The organism is Streptomyces sp. NPDC060028 (assembly GCF_042736725.1).
Lineage (GTDB): Bacteria > Actinomycetota > Actinomycetes > Streptomycetales > Streptomycetaceae > Streptomyces.
Genome location: NZ_JBHWVJ010000068.1, coordinates 26,982 through 41,313, shown reverse-complemented (window position 1 = coordinate 41,313; position 14,332 = coordinate 26,982). Strand labels below are relative to the sequence as shown.

17 protein-coding genes and 2 pseudogenes are annotated in these 14,332 nt (G+C 66.4%); 6 read left to right on the top strand and 13 right to left on the bottom strand.

All coding sequences use genetic code 11. From position 1 onward, the window contains the following. Positions 1-112 precede the first annotated feature (112 nt). Positions 113-538: a hypothetical protein gene (locus ACFWBF_RS27750; protein ID WP_385606665.1), complete on the bottom strand. Its 426-nt coding sequence runs from the start codon at positions 536-538 to the stop codon at positions 113-115. 209 nt (positions 539-747) lie between these two features. Between ACFWBF_RS27750 and ACFWBF_RS27745 the strand changes: the two genes are divergently transcribed. Then, the gene (locus tag ACFWBF_RS27745) at positions 748-984 is read left to right on the top strand and encodes a hypothetical protein (protein WP_385606667.1); all 237 of its coding nucleotides are present in this window, start codon (positions 748-750) and stop codon (positions 982-984) included. A 22-nt stretch (positions 985-1,006) separates the two neighbouring features. On the opposite strand, the pseudogene ACFWBF_RS27740 reads toward ACFWBF_RS27745, so the two are convergent. After that, positions 1,007-1,072, bottom strand: a pseudogene (locus tag ACFWBF_RS27740) (hypothetical protein); the annotation flags it as partial. Positions 1,073-1,123: 51 nt separating this feature from the next. After that, positions 1,124-1,906 carry an SDR family NAD(P)-dependent oxidoreductase gene (locus tag ACFWBF_RS27735; RefSeq protein ID WP_385606663.1) on the bottom strand — a complete coding sequence of 261 codons (783 nt, stop codon included), beginning with the start codon at positions 1,904-1,906 and terminating at the stop codon, positions 1,124-1,126. A 131-nt stretch (positions 1,907-2,037) separates the two neighbouring features. Here ACFWBF_RS27735 and ACFWBF_RS27730 point away from each other — a divergent pair, with 131 nt between their 5' ends. After that, positions 2,038-2,946, top strand: coding sequence for a LysR family transcriptional regulator (locus tag ACFWBF_RS27730; RefSeq protein WP_385606661.1), 909 nt, complete (start codon positions 2,038-2,040; stop codon positions 2,944-2,946). Here ACFWBF_RS27730 and ACFWBF_RS27725 read toward each other — a convergent pair. From ACFWBF_RS27725 to ACFWBF_RS27715, 3 genes are all read right to left on the bottom strand, one after another. Then, complete coding sequence (locus ACFWBF_RS27725) at positions 2,912-3,241, bottom strand: hypothetical protein (RefSeq protein ID WP_385606659.1); 330 nt, start codon at positions 3,239-3,241, stop codon at positions 2,912-2,914. The two genes, ACFWBF_RS27730 and ACFWBF_RS27725, sit on opposite strands and share 35 nt — an antisense overlap. After that, on the bottom strand, positions 3,238-3,558 hold the full coding sequence (locus ACFWBF_RS27720; RefSeq protein ID WP_385606657.1) for a hypothetical protein: 321 nt from the start codon (positions 3,556-3,558) through the stop codon (positions 3,238-3,240). The genes ACFWBF_RS27725 and ACFWBF_RS27720 overlap by 4 nt, the downstream gene beginning before the upstream one ends. 343 nt (positions 3,559-3,901) lie before the next feature. Next, a complete protein-coding gene (locus ACFWBF_RS27715) occupies positions 3,902-4,378 on the bottom strand; it encodes a DUF4265 domain-containing protein (RefSeq protein WP_385606655.1) in 477 nt (158 codons plus the stop codon). A gap of 348 nt (positions 4,379-4,726) precedes the next feature. Here ACFWBF_RS27715 and ACFWBF_RS27710 point away from each other — a divergent pair, with 348 nt between their 5' ends. Beyond that, positions 4,727-5,101 (top strand): hypothetical protein, encoded by a 375-nt coding sequence (locus ACFWBF_RS27710; RefSeq protein WP_385606654.1) that lies wholly within the window; start codon positions 4,727-4,729, stop codon positions 5,099-5,101. Positions 5,102-5,486: 385 nt separating this feature from the next. Continuing rightward, a pseudogene (locus ACFWBF_RS27705) lies at positions 5,487-5,730 on the top strand (tyrosine-type recombinase/integrase); the annotation flags it as partial. A 112-nt stretch (positions 5,731-5,842) separates the two neighbouring features. On the opposite strand, the gene ACFWBF_RS27700 reads toward ACFWBF_RS27705, so the two are convergent. The 6 genes from ACFWBF_RS27700 to ACFWBF_RS27675 all read right to left on the bottom strand — a co-directional run bounded on the left by ACFWBF_RS27700 (position 5,843) and on the right by ACFWBF_RS27675 (position 11,879). After that, positions 5,843-6,526, bottom strand: a complete 684-nt coding sequence (locus tag ACFWBF_RS27700) for a hypothetical protein (RefSeq protein ID WP_385606652.1) — start codon at positions 6,524-6,526, stop codon at positions 5,843-5,845. A gap of 567 nt (positions 6,527-7,093) precedes the next feature. Then, on the bottom strand, positions 7,094-7,285 hold the full coding sequence (locus tag ACFWBF_RS27695) for a hypothetical protein (protein ID WP_385606650.1): 192 nt from the start codon (positions 7,283-7,285) through the stop codon (positions 7,094-7,096). A 298-nt stretch (positions 7,286-7,583) separates the two neighbouring features. Next, positions 7,584-8,831 (bottom strand): helix-turn-helix domain-containing protein, encoded by a 1,248-nt coding sequence (locus tag ACFWBF_RS27690; protein WP_385606649.1) that lies wholly within the window; start codon positions 8,829-8,831, stop codon positions 7,584-7,586. Positions 8,832-9,659: 828 nt separating this feature from the next. Beyond that, positions 9,660-10,238: a hypothetical protein gene (locus ACFWBF_RS27685; protein WP_385606647.1), complete on the bottom strand. Its 579-nt coding sequence runs from the start codon at positions 10,236-10,238 to the stop codon at positions 9,660-9,662. A 1,216-nt stretch (positions 10,239-11,454) separates the two neighbouring features. Beyond that, a complete protein-coding gene (locus tag ACFWBF_RS27680) occupies positions 11,455-11,685 on the bottom strand; it encodes a hypothetical protein (RefSeq protein WP_385606646.1) in 231 nt (76 codons plus the stop codon). Next, the gene (locus tag ACFWBF_RS27675) at positions 11,682-11,879 is read right to left on the bottom strand and encodes a hypothetical protein (protein ID WP_267038453.1); all 198 of its coding nucleotides are present in this window, start codon (positions 11,877-11,879) and stop codon (positions 11,682-11,684) included. The genes ACFWBF_RS27680 and ACFWBF_RS27675 overlap by 4 nt, the downstream gene beginning before the upstream one ends. Positions 11,880-12,035: 156 nt before the next feature. Here ACFWBF_RS27675 and ACFWBF_RS27670 point away from each other — a divergent pair, with 156 nt between their 5' ends. Then, positions 12,036-12,758: a GntR family transcriptional regulator gene (locus ACFWBF_RS27670; RefSeq protein ID WP_267038452.1), complete on the top strand. Its 723-nt coding sequence runs from the start codon at positions 12,036-12,038 to the stop codon at positions 12,756-12,758. Between the two features lie 65 nt (positions 12,759-12,823). On the opposite strand, the gene ACFWBF_RS27665 is transcribed toward ACFWBF_RS27670, so the two are convergent. After that, entirely contained in the window at positions 12,824-13,678 is an 855-nt protein-coding gene (locus ACFWBF_RS27665; RefSeq protein ID WP_385606643.1) for a GntR family transcriptional regulator, read from the bottom strand. Between the two features lie 249 nt (positions 13,679-13,927). On the opposite strand from ACFWBF_RS27665, the gene ACFWBF_RS27660 reads away from it, so the two are divergent. Beyond that, positions 13,928-14,263, top strand: a complete 336-nt coding sequence (locus ACFWBF_RS27660; RefSeq protein ID WP_267038450.1) for a hypothetical protein — start codon at positions 13,928-13,930, stop codon at positions 14,261-14,263. Positions 14,264-14,332 lie beyond the last annotated feature (69 nt).

Here is a 14,332-nt window from a genome sequence, read left to right as displayed (position 1 = left end):
CGCGACTGCCCCCTGCCCAGGGCAACTCAAAGATCATTTACGGGACAACCCTTAGGCGTTCCCCGTACACGGGGTCGGTATGAGCAGCCAGATAGTGCCGCGGCGTGCTGGGCTACGGGTGCACCTGCCACCAGCCGGTCGCCTCAGCGCGTGCCACTTCGGCGTCGTACTGACTCGCGTCGAAGTGGAACTCCGGCGGAGGGTAGGGCGCGGGCGCGAGCGGAGACTCCGACGGAACCTCCCAGTCCGACCACTGCACGGTCTCCCCGAACCGCTGCACGACCACGGTCAGGAAGCCGCAGCAGCCACCGGTACAGTCCGGTTCACCCAGCTCCAGGCGGCGTGCCTCGCCGGTCGCCCGGAGAGGGCTGGGGCGGCCGGCCGGCAGCGCATCAGACGCGTACGGCCCACGGCACGCGTACGGTCCGGATCCACCGACCACCTCCTCGACCAAGTCCTCGCCGTTGACCCAGAACCGCAACTGGGCAGCGAACCGAGGTCCCCGCGGCAACACCCTGATCTCCAAATGATCGAACATCAGACCACCCTACGGGGAGCGATGGCGTCCGGGCGCGGCTCGGCCGACGCCTACCTCCACCCGGCCGGCGGGAGGGCCCACGAGGTGCCTCCCGTTCGCGTGAACATCGACCAGGGCCCAGGCGGGGCGCCTCCCGAAGTCGTGGACAACTGCCGTCGGACTGGCGAACAGAGCCACCCTGAGGCGTGCTTACCGAATGCGGCCTCTGTATGAGCCTCAAGAGCGGAGTCGAAAACCCCCGCACCCCGCTGCGCCGGTTCCTGGACCGGGAGCTGTCCGCCGGCGCCAAACTGCTGCGTGAGTCCTTCCGTTCCCAGCACCGCCCCGACCACGTTCTAATGCCCCTACCCGGCGTCGGCGCCGAAGGTGGTACCGCCGGGACGACAGTGATCGACGCCCGACTGCGGCTCGCCTTCTGGTGGCGGGGTCCTGGTCAAGGACCTTGACCAGCAGGTCGGTGACTCCTGCGATGATCTCGGCTTTCTGGGCGGCGGTGGCACCATCGCGGGTGATCTTGACGTTGACGTACGGCATGGTGGTCATGCCCTTGCGGGAGAGGGGGAGGGGGCGGAGGGGGTACGGGGCTCAGGCGCGGCCGGTGACGTGGCCGCCGTCCACGCGCAGGGCGTGGCCGGTGACGAACGTGGCGCCCGCGAGGTAGAGCACGGCCTCGGAGATCTCGGACACCTCGCCGACCCGATTGAGGAGGGCGAGCCCGCCGAAGGAGTCGACGTCCGAGGCCGTGTGCAGCGGGGTGCGGATGATGCCCGGGGAAACGAGGTTGACGCGGATGCCGTCGGCCGCGAGTTCGGCGGCCAGGCTCGTGGTCAGCGCGTGCACGCCCGCCTTGCTGACCACCGGTGCGGAGGCCGGGAAGCCCGCCAGCCCGTGGTCGACGAGGACGGTGCCGATGTTCACGATGCTGCCGCCGCGGCCCTGCGCGCGCAGCGCCCGTACGACGGCCTGGGTGGTGAGGTAGGTGCCCTTGAGGTTGCCGGTCAGGAAGCCGTCGAGCTCGTCTTCGGTGACCTCGGTGAAGGGCTTGGAGGCGAAGGTGCCGGCGTTGTTGACCAGTACGTCGATGCCGCCGAAGCGGTCGAGCGCGGTGCGGACGAGGGACTGGCCGGTCTGCGGGTCGGCGATGGCGCCGGTGACCCAGGCGGTCCGTTCCGGGTGGCCGAGGTCGGCGGCGGCCTTGGCGAGGCGGTCGGGGTCGCGGCCGTTGAGGACGACGTTGGCGCCGCCGGCCAGGAAGGCGCGGGCGATGTCCAGGCCGATGCCGCTGGAGGAGCCCGTGATCAGGGCGGTCGTGGTCGCGGTCGTCGCGGTCGTCGTAGTCGCGATCGTGGTCGTCGTGGTGTCGGTCATGGCTGTGGGTGCCTTTCGGGGCGGCGGATCGGTTCGGTTTTCGTTCGTCTCGTCTGGTCGACACCAGAAACCTACGAGCCCTCAACTCATAACACCACGACGGAATGTGGAGCATGTGATAATCCAGAGTTATGGATGTGGACCTGCGTGACCTGGAGCTCCTGCACGCCACCGCCGACGCCGGCTCCCTGACCGCCGCCGCCGAGCGGCTCTACGTCAGCCAGCCCGCGCTCAGCCAGCGCCTGACCCGGCTCGAAGCCCGCCTCGGCATGCCCCTCTTCGACCGCAAGGGCCGCCGCCTGGTCCCCAACGCGGCCGGCCGCCGGCTGCTGGTCGCCGCCCGCCAGGTCCTCGGCGAACTGGAGTCCGCCTCCCGCGACCTACGGGAGATCCGCGACGGACGCGGCCGGAGGGTCCGCTTCACCGCGCAATGCAGCACCACCTACCCCTGGCTGCCACCCGTCCTGCGCGCCTTCCGCGAACGCGAGCCGGACATCGACGTACGCATCGAGACCGTCGCCGACGACGCGCCGATCCCGGCGCTGCTCGCCGACCTCGTGGACGTGGCACTGGTGACCAAGCCGGACCTGCAGATGGACCGGGTGTCCCTGACGCGGCTGTTCGAGGACGAGATGATGGCCGTGGTGCCCGCCGGGCACGCGTGGGCCTCCCGCAAACACCTGACCGCCCGTGACTTCGACGGCGCCGACCTGGTCCTGTACGACTTCTACGATCAGAAGCGCATCCCGTCGATGCCGCTGCCGCTCCCCGTCGGGGCCCGGCCAGGCCGGATCATCACCATGCCCGTGGTGACCGACCTGGTGGTGGAGATGGTGGCGGGCGGCCAGGGCGTGACCGTACTGCCCAACTGGGTGGCCGCCCCGTACGTGGCCTCGCACGACCTCGCCCTGGTACGCATCGGCGCGCAGCCGCTGACCCGCACCTGGTACTGCGCCACCCTCCCGGGCCCGCGGCCGCCGCACCTGGAGGCCTTCGTCGAGGAACTCACCACCCACCTGACGGCGCCGCGCAGCGCTTAACCCTCCGCGTGCGGGAGCTGCGCCAGGGCGTCGGCCAACTGCCGTACGGACACCGACCCGGACTCCGGCAGACCAGCTTGCGCGCCCAGGCCTGCAGCGCTACGCCGGTGTCTCCTTCGGCGGCGGCGAGGACGTTCTGCTTCGCACTGTTCTCGGGTACCGGGTCGGTGTCCACGCCGAAGTCGGCGAGGTGCACGACGATACGGACCTCGAGCTTGGCGTTGGAGGCCATGCGCTCGTTGAGCCGGTGGCCCCGTACCCGGTGTCCGCCCAGGGCCCGGGCGCGCTCGATCATCGCCCGCCCGGCCTCGGAATCGCCGCGGTCGGTCCGGATGAGCTGCTCGAGCTCCCGGAGGTGTTGCGCAGGACCAGGACCCCGCGGGTGCTGGAGGCCTCCACCCGTACGTCGAGCAGCGTCGCCGTGAACTGCTTGGCGGCGTCCAGGCGCGCGATGTCCTGCCCGACCGTGTCGCCGAGCACGTAGAGACTGACGGCACGCTCCCGGACCCGGTCGGTCCAGGCGGCCTCCTGATCGGCGGGGCAGGGGTCGACGGCGTGTACGGCAGCGATGACGAGGTCGAGGTCGCGAGGATTCACCTGGCGCCTGGCCATGATGCCGCCTGCGGGGCCGGGGAGAGCAGCGCGGAGGGCAAGCGGCAGGGCTCTCCCGGATGGCAAGCCTACGATGCGCCTACGAGCATCCGTCTCATCCCCGCGGGTGCGGGGAGCAGGCGGGGGATGCGGAATCGGGTGATGAAGGTGTGGTCTCATCCCCGCGGGTGCGGGGAGCAGACTTGCTGACCTGCCACTTTAAGTGGGCAAGCGGCCGATCTGAAGCACTTTCAAAGAGACGGGAATTTCCGGCATCCGCCGCATTCGTGATGTCTCAGCTTCCAACTGCTGCGCCGAGCGGTGGCATTGAAGGCTGGTCGTAAAGATTTGAGGCCTCATAGGGTCAGGCGTTCCGCCACGCGTCGGTGGCGCAGCTGACTTCGTAGTGCCACCATCCTTCCTCTCGCCCTCGGGTCAGAAGTGCCTTGATGCCGGCGAAGTCCGCGTCCGCCGGGGCGGTGAAGGCCACCATGGGGAAGTCCTCGCTGAAGACCTCGCCTCCGAGTCCGAACGTTGAAAGCCTCTGGTGCACCGCGTGGGGGCTGCGTCCCAACGGGCCGGTAGGGACAGGCACAACGCGGATCGTGCAGTGGCCGGAGGAACTGATCCGCTCGCCAGCCCAGTGGAGCCCGTCGGAGTCGGTCTGGAACCGCACAACGTCGCCCTCGGCCACTCCGTCCTGAAGGAACGGGGCGTTCTGCACGCTGGCAGCGTCGGCGCCGACCCTCGTCGCCCACAGGCCCTCGGTGTCCTGCGGGAACCAGCCCTCGCGAGGGATGAACCGGAACCAGACCTTGATCTTCTCGACCGCGTTCTCCATGACAGCCATCATGCGCCGGCCGTCGCCAGCACCTCCACCAGGGCTGACCTGGCCAATCACGCAAACAGCGCCCGGCCGCCATAGGACGACGGGACAGGGCGGCTTCCCAGAGCCTCAGGGGAGACCGGGTAAGCGCTGGGCAGGCGTCAGCCCGCAAACCCGATACTCATCGAGGTTCATCAAGATCGACCAGCTCTCGGCGGTGCGGCTGACCCGTCGACTCGTCTGCCGATGTCGGCGCCGTACGTAGCCGGGATGGGCCGGGGGCGGGATGCCTGGTGCAGCCGATGGGTCGGTGTGTCGCGTCTGCGGTACCGGGGACGGGCGGGACGCGGGATAATCGGGTCCATGGTCACGCTCTCCTCCAGTGGTACGGCGCCCTCCGCGGCCGAGGTGCTGCACGCCCGCTACGCGGGCCGGCTGCCCGCCTTGCTGGAGAAGCTCGCAGGCCCGCAGCACGGCGTGGTCGACCTGCCGCTGCATGTCGCCTGGTCAGGGCTGCGCGCCTACGACCTGGACCGCCCGCGCCTGCGCATGGGCCTGTACCGCACGGTCCTGGCCGAGGGCCGGCACGAGGACCTCGTAACCCTGCTGAACCGCGACCTCCTCCTGGCGCAGTGGCCCGTCCTGCGCACCCTGGTCAGCAGGCACGTCAGGCAGGTGTGGGAGGAAGCCTTCCCCGAGCTCGCGACGGCCGGGTTCGCCGGGTTCGCCGCGGCGTGAAACTGACCGACCTGCACCGCCGACTCCTGGTCGCCGTCATCGACGTCGGCACCCCGTACCCTCTGGTGCTCACCGGCGGGTACGCCGTCCGAGGCCCACGGCCTCGTTGAGCGACTGATGTCGCAGTTGTGGACGAGGACGGGTGCGACGTCTGCAAATACGTAGTACCTGTGCGTGCTGAGGTACTGTCATCTGTATTTTCGTAGGTCAGAACAATTCGGCCAGTCCGTGGGCCTGCATGGAAGTGCCGCGTTGTGCGCCCCTGTTGCCGTCAGATGGCCACGCGCGTGACGGCGGTGGAATGGGCTTTGGCCGGTGTCCTGTTGGGGTTGGGGTCGGGCATGGTCAGGGGCCGTACACTGGCTGGCAACTCGGGCGAGCCTTGAGCATGCCCCGCATCCGCTTTCACGACCTCCGACGCTCAACCGCCACCCCGCTCCTGGAGCAGGGCGTTGACCTCGTCGTGATCAAAGAGCTGCTGAGTGACGCCCACATCGACGTCACCGCTGGCGTCTACGCCCACGTACGACTCCCGGCTCAAACGCCAAGCCATCGACGCCCTCGGCAACGCACTGGATGCGACCGACGACGAAGCTGGCGACCCGCCCGCCACAGCCGTCGTTCGCTGACGTTGCCGTCAGTTGCCGTCAAAAGGCGCGAGCCCTCATCAACATTACTGTCGATGAGGGCTCGTGTGTCTTACGCGGAATTGCGGCCGCTACAGTGCACGGCTGACGAGATTCACGTCAAGCAGCGACAAACCGATTGTCCCCCTGGCGACCATATCCCGCATCTCAAGTTCTCGATCACTTCCGGGTTGAATTTAAATTGATCACCGTCCCGCAACCTCGAGATCGCAAGTGCGAAGCCACCCCAATATTTCAGCGCCGCAACAGCCTCGACGGGAATAATGTTATCGAAGGAGAATTCTCCACCGACAGAAAACGGGATCCTGGGTACGAGCCGATGCCCCGGAGGCAGTGACCCATTCCGGGTCTGCCATTCATGCCCCACTGAGTATCCAGTGGCATAATTCCAGTCTTCGATAATGTCATCCCGCCAACTCGCGACATCTTCGGAGAATTTCGATACAGCAGCCGTCTCAGGATTAAAGGAATAGACCATACCATCGCGTGCCACAGCAAATTGAGCGCCGAAAACATCCTCCGCAAAGAAGACCATTTCCGGCACCAAAGGGCCGTAACTTTCCCGCCAAAGCGTTTTTGAATTCCACTCCTCCAGCGAACGCCCCGGCAGCCCTGGCTCGCCCGAGGGAAATACGTGGAGCGCCGACTCGAAGGCGTAGAACCCGTTCATCTCGGTCAGCAGGATCTCGAGGGGGCTCTCGGCACCGCCAAAGATTGGACCACTCTTCGGCAAGTTGGCACAAATTGCCCCACTCGCAACCGAAAACAACTTGTTCATTCGACCTCGCATGTCATGGATTCTGCCCCAATATGTAGCCGAGACTCATAATGGTGACCATCACTCGACCGCCGTTCGGAATACCTACGAGCTGATTCTTCATATCAGAACCGGCACCTCGATTGTCTCCCGCCCCAATGTGCTTTACGTGAGCACCTGCCCCTTCACTGAACATTGCAGGCGGGAATTCGTCCCTATCTTGGCCGGGACGTGTTGGTATGCCTCGCAGATTACCTGCCCGCCTGGCGTCTGCACCCGCCCTGTCGAGGGTCACCATCATGCCCTCACCACCTTGCTCGGCCGCATGGATTGCACTATCTGGATGCTGGATCGCATCGATGGTCCATTTAGCAGGCCTTGGGCTCGGGCAGGAGCACGCAGCCCCAGAGGCATCAATACCGCCCACGCAATTGTGAACGAGGACTGGAGTGGCGCCTGCGAGCACATAGTACGTGTGCTGGCAGCCCCTCCTCTAGCTGCTTTTATGCAGGTGGGGAGGAGTTTTGGGGTCCGTTGGAGTCCGTGGTTGTGTGCCTGAATCCGTGGTTGTTGCCGTCGCTACTGCCGTCAGGAGCCGGGGTTCTCTGGCGGGGTAGGGATGCGTTCGCCGCGTGATTCGGCGACCCGGAGTGCGTCAGCCAGGGTTTCGGTCAGCCGGCAGGCGAGCCACCGGTGTTCGACGGCCGACAGCTCCTTGGCTCCGGGGGCCACGACCTGACGGGCGTACCCGAGGAGTTCCTCGCCCATGTCGAGTTGCACCTCTTCGATGCTATCGGCGAGAGAGGAGAGGTACCCCCTGCCGTCGGTGCTGAGGTAGCAGGGGTTCCCGTCCTGTGTGGTCCATGGCAGTAAGCGGGGACGGTCACGCCTGCCGATGCGTCGTGCAACTCCCTGCGGCGCATACGGTCCGCGTCGGTCCTGGGTGTGCTCACCGTGTACCCCCACCTGGGTAGCCGAATGGAATACGGCGACCGTAGGGGCCTACTGTCCGTCACTCCATCGATGGGGCATGCCAGTTGGCGACGGAGGGTGCCGAAAGTATCGCGTTGCGCGGTAGCTATCCGATAACGCCCAGGTAGTCGGCCATCTCGCGCATCTCTGTCGTGAGGGTGCGCTTCCGCTTGCCCAGGATCTCCTGCATGGTCTCGGCGGCCATGTTCTGATGCCGCATCCACTCCGGTGCCGCCGACCGAGCATGGGTCAACTCATCCATCGCGGCCGACAGGTCCCCGGTACGCGCGTGGGCGCGCGCCACGTCAAGGGTGAAGCGGTTCCCGTCGTTCGTGCTGGGCCTACCCAAGCGCTTCCACGCCTTGGGCGACAACTCCTCTTGCTCACCTGCCTTGCGCACTACGGCGCGCGCGTCCCCTACGACCATGGAGTCTTCCAGGGCCTTCATCGCCGCCGTGACTGGCCCGAAGACGGACCAGTGCCGCGAGACGTTGCGGTGCGACGTACCAACGGCGGCTGCCGCCACGCGCGCCGCCTTCCGGTACTCCTTCGCCGCATCCGGTCGGTTGTTGCGGGCGGCTGCGGCTGCGGCCTCCATCGCCAGACCGCCCCACACCGCGTAATGGTCCGGCTCAGCCCCGGTGATCTTCGGTTCCACCGCATCCATGCTCTGGGCTGCGATCCGCTCCGCCTCGTCCAGCCGGCCCTGCCGCACGAGCAGCCAGCACATACCGCCGACGCCGGATCCCGCCGCGAGCATGTCCCCGGCCTGCCTGGCATCCGTGATCGCACCGACCAGCGCGGTATAGGCGATGTCGTACTGCCGGACCTGGGTGAGGTAGGTGCCGGCCAGACGCAGTGCCTCGGCGCGGGCCAGTAGGGCCTGCTGGTGCTCGTCTCCGCTGCTGTAATAGGCGACGGCCTTCGTGGCATCGCGCAGCAGGTCGGGGAGTTGTGCCGCGACGCTTTTGTAGCTGTCGGAGAAGTACAGGACCCGCGCGTCTCCCACGGTTCGGCTGAAGGCGCGCAGGTTGGGTTCCTCGCCCACTGCTTCGGCGGCCTGGTCCACGAGCCCGACAGCCGGGGTGAGTACGGCGCGAAGCTGGATCAGGTTGACCCGGTTCGGCTCCTCTGCACGGCCCACGGGTTCGGGGGCATCGGACGCCATCAGCGTGCCCGTGGTCACCCTCAGCGCGCGAGCGAGGGCGTGAAGTGTCTCCATACGGACCGTGCCGCCCTGCTCGACCTTGCGGACGGTCCCCGGCGAGACGCCTGCGGCGTATGCGAGTTCTTCCTGGCTCATCCCGGCCCGACGCCGGTACTTACGGACGTTGTCCGCCAGTTCCGTAGCCATCAGCTGACCACCTCCAGCGCCACGGTACGCCGGTCCGACGAGTCAACCGAGAGCTATCCGGCAGATACCCGCCCGAAGCGGCGACCTACCACCGACTTGGTGCCGAGCAGGTGGCCGGACTATGCAGGGCCGGGGCGCCAGCAGAATCGGGGCGTGAGCGGGAGGGGTCCCTCGTCGGTCGGGCAGCTTCGCCGTACCAGGGTTCTCCGGGGGCCGCCAAGGCTCACACCGTGACGCTTGCGCTCGGCCTTGGCGGCCCCCGGAGGTTCCTGGTACGCCTCCGGTGACCGGGCGACGAGGGACCCCTCCCGCGACCCCGACCACTCATCACCACGACGGGGCCGTACTTGAATTCGACCTCCTCCCCCTCAGAGAGAGGGCCGGGGCCTGGGGCAGAGCCCCAGAACAGACACCGCTGGCGGCTATTGCGCGCCCGGACCGGCGGGGCCGGAGCGCGGGCGGGCCGCGCCAGCGGGCCGCCTTGATCCAGTAAAGAAACTCTGAACAGCTCACCCAAGTGCCTTGGCCTGCTGAACCCACTGAGCTGCCGGGCCATGCGTCAGGGGCAGCGCTGCTGCCGTCGTTCCTTCGAATCGGCCAGTCAGGCTTCGCACGCAGCGCCGTGTCCGAGGCGGCGGGGGGCGGCGCCTGCGTCATAGATCGGCATCGCGCCAGCAGCAGCCCGACACTGAAAGAGATGTCCACGCTGACGCGAACGACCGTCCGGCACGCCCCCGTCCGCTGCTGCTGCCGTCAACTACTGCCGTCACCCACCTCAGAGACCCCACGGAGCGCGGGAGCTTCCGAGGTGGGTGACGCAAGCCGCGATCATCGTTGTACGACGCGCACCTTGGTCAACTTATGAAACACAACCTGGCCCTCAATGACAGCAGTCAGCTGGTTCAGATTAGCGGCTCGCTCCTCCAGACCGGAAATCCACGCATCCGATCCATTCCAATCGATGGGCAGCCTTGATTTTGGCCAGACACCTGCCAGCTCTCGCGCAATCCGCAGGCCATCTTCGACGAGTGCTCGATCACCAGTAGCTGCGGCGATTAAAATGCCGTCTTCAATGGAATCCACCGCCGGTGGATGCCCTTTCCCCTGCTGGGCAACAGCGAAGGAGGTGTATTCCTTCGCGATTTCCGCGACGGTTGGCGGAATAGACAACGAGAGGTTGCTCTGCGATGCCAATCTCTCGGCTGCATCCATGAAGTCGTCACTGTGACGCGAGAAACGGACACTCTCCTGCATTCCAGAGCTTCCGATCAACCGTTGCCCTAGGGCAAGCGTGATCGCAGGGAACGCCCGTGCCAGATTATGGACGTGCGCAGTGGGGAAATATCCGTCACCTGCGGTTGTCCGGTCCAGCGTGATCCCCTGGACGACCGGACCGATGCGACGCATGAGCCGCAGTGGTCTCCAGACGTCAAATCCGTCAAAACATCTTGCCCAATCAGCGGTTACACGCCTTGCTGTAGCCGCATCGAATTTACTCACGGATTGACCTCGATTGTCAGGTTTACGCCTGGGATGTTCGCCGCATTCTTATCTGCCTGCCACTTTGATATCCCTTGCCCAGGATTCTGGACAAACTTGTAGTCGTAAACGGTACCAGTGGCCGGATCGAATACGTCTGGACGAGCGCTCCCGCGGGTACCCCTCGGAACTGGATGAGTGCCTCCGCCCAGATAGCTTGTCTCTGTGATTAGACCACGATCTCCGTAGATCCCTTGGTATCGTGTTAGAAGGGTGTCAGCGTATCCATGCTTTGCCGTTCCGGAAACAGCACCGCTGCCCCCCAATCTAGCCTGTGCTCGCGTGGCTATCGCCTGGATCAGGTCCGGCGTAGAAGGGTTCGTCGATCCATTGCAGGCACATGGCTTTCCATTTGGGGCAACCCCGCCGCAATTGTGAACGAGGACTGGAGTGGCGCCTGCGAGCACATAGTACGTGTGCGTGCTGAGGTGCTGTCATCTGCGTTTTTGCAGGTCAGCGGAATTCGGCCAGTCCATGGGTGTGCGTGGAAGTGCCGTGTTGTGCGCCCCTGTTGCCGTCGGCGTTGCCGTCAGACGGCTACGCGCGTGAGGGCGGCGGAGTGGGCTTTGGCCGGTGTCCTGTTCGGGTTGGGGTCGGGCATGGTCAGGGGGCCGTACGCTGGCCGGCAACTCGGGCAGGCTTTGATCCTGCCCGGAATTTGAACGAGTGGCCCCCTGGCCTTGCCCGACGCGGGCCCCGGCTCGAACAGGTGGGTAAAGCTCACGGAGCCGACCGACCCACCCGCGAGCTGCGTACCGGCCAACGCCCTGCCGCTGCCTCGCCGTCGGCCTGGCCCTCGCCATGCGGGAACGTCCGGGCTTCCTCGCGCTTCCGGTCATCCGCTGCGCTGTCTTTGCGCGGCCTGGTCGCTGGCCGGCACGCGGTGGCGGAGCCGAGAGCGGGCCGGTGGGCGGCCGTGCCGCGCGCGACCCGCGCCAGCGGGTCGCCTTGAAGACGTATAGAAAGTTTGGACGCATCCCTCTTCGGCGGCATGCCATGGCCATCGGTGGAGGCTCGTGCTGGGATGGGGCCTCGGGCGTCGGATTGGCTGGCGTGGCTTCAGGTGGTGCTGCCATAGCTACGCCTACTCAGCTCGGGTGACCTTGGCGTGGTCGGTCACGACGCGTCTGAAGAGGTCGTGGCCGGTGCATCCGGCGTGGCGAAGGGCCCAGTCCTGTGCGGCCTCTTGCTCGTCGTGTGGGCCGGACTCGGCGTCGCAGCCTGCGGTGACGCAGAACGCTTCGTAGGTGATGCCGCCCTCGGGGACGTGCCGGATGGTGTGGGGTACGTGCCGGTACACGGCGCGGGCAGTCACTGGTGGCCCTCAGGGTGGCGTCGCATGTAGACGTTGCAGTCGGTCACGGTCGTCATGTCGCCGACCATGTGTGCGCGGTCGCGTACGTTGGCCAGTTCGGTGCAGCCCGCACAGCCCTCGACGGGATCCGGGTCCGGCTCCAATCGCAGCGGTAGTTCAACAGGCGCAGTCGAGTACCTGGTCGGCTCACTCATGGTGCGTCGCCACCCTTCGAACGTCACATGGCTGACCTGTTGACAGGTCGGTGCTCTAGTTCAGTATTCGAGTGGCCGAAGCACTCCCGCTACGGTTCGTAGTGCACTAGTGTGCCCTCACTGACAGCACGTCAACTCAATGGAGGGGCACGCCTTATGCCCAGTCCCAAGACGTTCACGAAGATCGCTGATCACTTCCGAGAGCGCATCCTGTCGGGCGAGCTTGCGCCGGGGGCCAAGCTGCCGACCAACCGGGAGATCGCCGGACAGTGGCAGGCCGCAGCCGCCACCGTGTCCCGGGCTCTGCAAGCTCTCCAGGTCGAGAACTTCATCCGCACCACCCCCAGGGGTACGTTCGTCGCAGATGACCCGAGGTGGACCCTGTCGGCGCGTGACCGGCTGGCCAGGGTCCAGCGGGTGAAGTCGTTCCTGGCCGAGGGAGAAACGAGCCGCGTGACGGCCGCTGAGCTGATCGCCCCGCCGCTGTACGTGGCTGAGATCTTCGATCTGGAGCCCGGAGACCAGATCGTCCGGCGGGAGTGGCTGGCCGGCCGCGGCAAGACGCGGACTGTGTTCGCGGTGACCTGGTACCCAGCACCGTTCGCCGCCCTGGTCCCCGATCTACTGAACACCGCTCCGGGCCGCAATCACGGACTGTCCTCGCGGGTGCTCGAAGCCACCGGGCGCACGATCGCGCACGCCCGTGACGACATGCACGCCCGCCCCGCCGACGCGCGCGAGGCGAGTGCGCTGGGCCTACCTGTTGGCTCGCCCATCCTGGCCGGTGCCCACCGGTGGTCGGACTCGGAAGGGATCATCGAGTACGGGGAATGGTGCCTTCCACCCCGGTTCACCATCGGCTACGAGTACCAGCCCTGAGCCATGAACGCGGAGCGTCCTCGGAGATTCAAAACTCCGGGGACGCCCCGTCGCTTTCACACATCTCAATCGGTGTTGCTGCGCTCCAGTCGCTCGACGCGCTCTTGCAACTCTTCGATCTGCTCCAGGGCGAGTTGAAGCTTGTGGGCCAGGTCCGCGAGCCCGGCCGCCGAAGGGAACTCCCGGTCTGGAACACCCAGCTCCTCGGGCTCCTCGTCCACTGGCTGCACGTTGACGGGCAGCTCGGTCCCGAACTCGCCACCCACAATGGCGTACGCACTCTCCTGGTGTGCCCCGCTCGTCCGGTGGACCTTCTTGACCCGGCCCTCTAGGGCGAGGAAGGTTAGGGCCTGATCCGCGGCTTCTGCGTCGCCGCCGATCGTGTCGACCACTTCGTTCACGGTGACCGTGGAGCCCCTGGGCAGCGATCCGTCCCTGATCTTCCTGACCAGCCGGCCGTGGATGAGCTGCGTGGCGAAGCCGTGGTCGTCCCAGTCCCGCACGTAGACGTCCTCACCGGGTACCTCGCCTGTGTAGCGCAGGAGGAAGTTGCTGGCCAGCAGGGCGATGGCGTTGGTGACCACGTTGAGCGGCACGGAGTAGTGGTCTGCCAGGACCTGACGGGCGGGAAGCTTGGCTCCGGGGGCCAGTGTGCCGGTGTAGATCTGCTGTTGGAGATCGCTGGCGACGTTCTCGAAGGCTTCCTCGAAGTCGGCCGATCGGGTCACGAACGTGCCGCGCCCCTGGCGGGCGATGACCCAGCCTTCGTTGCGCAGCAGCCGGATGGCCTTCTGCACGGTCAGGCTCGACGCCTTGTACTCCTGCATGAGCTGGCTCTGGGTCGGCAGCAGCTGGCCCGGCCGCAGCTTCTCCTCCCGGATCTGCTGCCGCAGGTCGTCCGCGATGCGCTCGAACGTCAAGCGCGCGTCGTCAACACGAGGCATGTCCACCCCTGATCCGGTTCCGAGTCCCACAGGCCGCAGGCGGGCCGTCGCCTCTGTGTTTCACCAGCTCAGCCGCCCACGGTGCCAGGGTAGCCGCCCTATGGATGGACCACTTCAGGAACGGATGGAATTCAATAGGGATGGACTTAGGATGGAATAAATGTATGGTTGCGGCATGCGATCGCCCACAAGGGTGATTCACCCCCTCTCACCTGGAGGTTTGCCGTGAAGACCATGCCCATCGACCAGTCCCAGGCGCTGGAGATCCTGGCCTCCGAGCCCCGCCCGCAGTTCAAGGACCGCGAAGGCCGGGAGGCTGCCATCGACCGGGCCACCGGAGCCCAGCTGCACCAGGTGGACGTGATGTTCGCGTTCAACGGGCGCGCCGAAGTGATCACCGTGAAAGTGCCGGAGCCTGGCCTGGGTAAGGGCCTGAAGGTCGGCATGCCGGTCGTCTTCACCGGGCTCGTCGCCTCGGCCTGGGAGAACGAGATCAACGGCAAGGACCGGCACGGTATCTCGCTGCGTGCGGACGCCGTCACCGTCAAGACGGCCGCCTGATGCCGATTACGAATGCACTCAGCACCGGGGCGCTCCTGGTCGCCTGTCTCGGTTTGCTCGTCCTGCTCG

Coding starts and splice junctions, on each gene's coding strand:
- ACFWBF_RS27750 (WP_385606665.1), bottom strand. CDS start 538: ATGTTCGATCATTTGGAGATCAGGGTGTTGCCGCGGGGACCTCGGTTC.
- ACFWBF_RS27745 (WP_385606667.1), top strand. CDS start 748: ATGAGCCTCAAGAGCGGAGTCGAAAACCCCCGCACCCCGCTGCGCCGG.
- ACFWBF_RS27735 (WP_385606663.1), bottom strand. CDS start 1,906: ATGACCGACACCACGACGACCACGATCGCGACTACGACGACCGCGACG.
- ACFWBF_RS27730 (WP_385606661.1), top strand. CDS start 2,038: ATGGATGTGGACCTGCGTGACCTGGAGCTCCTGCACGCCACCGCCGAC.
- ACFWBF_RS27725 (WP_385606659.1), bottom strand. CDS start 3,241: ATGATCGAGCGCGCCCGGGCCCTGGGCGGACACCGGGTACGGGGCCAC.
- ACFWBF_RS27720 (WP_385606657.1), bottom strand. CDS start 3,558: ATGGCCAGGCGCCAGGTGAATCCTCGCGACCTCGACCTCGTCATCGCT.
- ACFWBF_RS27715 (WP_385606655.1), bottom strand. CDS start 4,378: ATGGAGAACGCGGTCGAGAAGATCAAGGTCTGGTTCCGGTTCATCCCT.
- ACFWBF_RS27710 (WP_385606654.1), top strand. CDS start 4,727: ATGGTCACGCTCTCCTCCAGTGGTACGGCGCCCTCCGCGGCCGAGGTG.
- ACFWBF_RS27700 (WP_385606652.1), bottom strand. CDS start 6,526: ATGAACAAGTTGTTTTCGGTTGCGAGTGGGGCAATTTGTGCCAACTTG.
- ACFWBF_RS27690 (WP_385606649.1), bottom strand. CDS start 8,831: ATGGCTACGGAACTGGCGGACAACGTCCGTAAGTACCGGCGTCGGGCC.
- ACFWBF_RS27685 (WP_385606647.1), bottom strand. CDS start 10,238: ATGCGTCGCATCGGTCCGGTCGTCCAGGGGATCACGCTGGACCGGACA.
- ACFWBF_RS27675 (WP_267038453.1), bottom strand. CDS start 11,879: ATGAGTGAGCCGACCAGGTACTCGACTGCGCCTGTTGAACTACCGCTG.
- ACFWBF_RS27670 (WP_267038452.1), top strand. CDS start 12,036: ATGCCCAGTCCCAAGACGTTCACGAAGATCGCTGATCACTTCCGAGAG.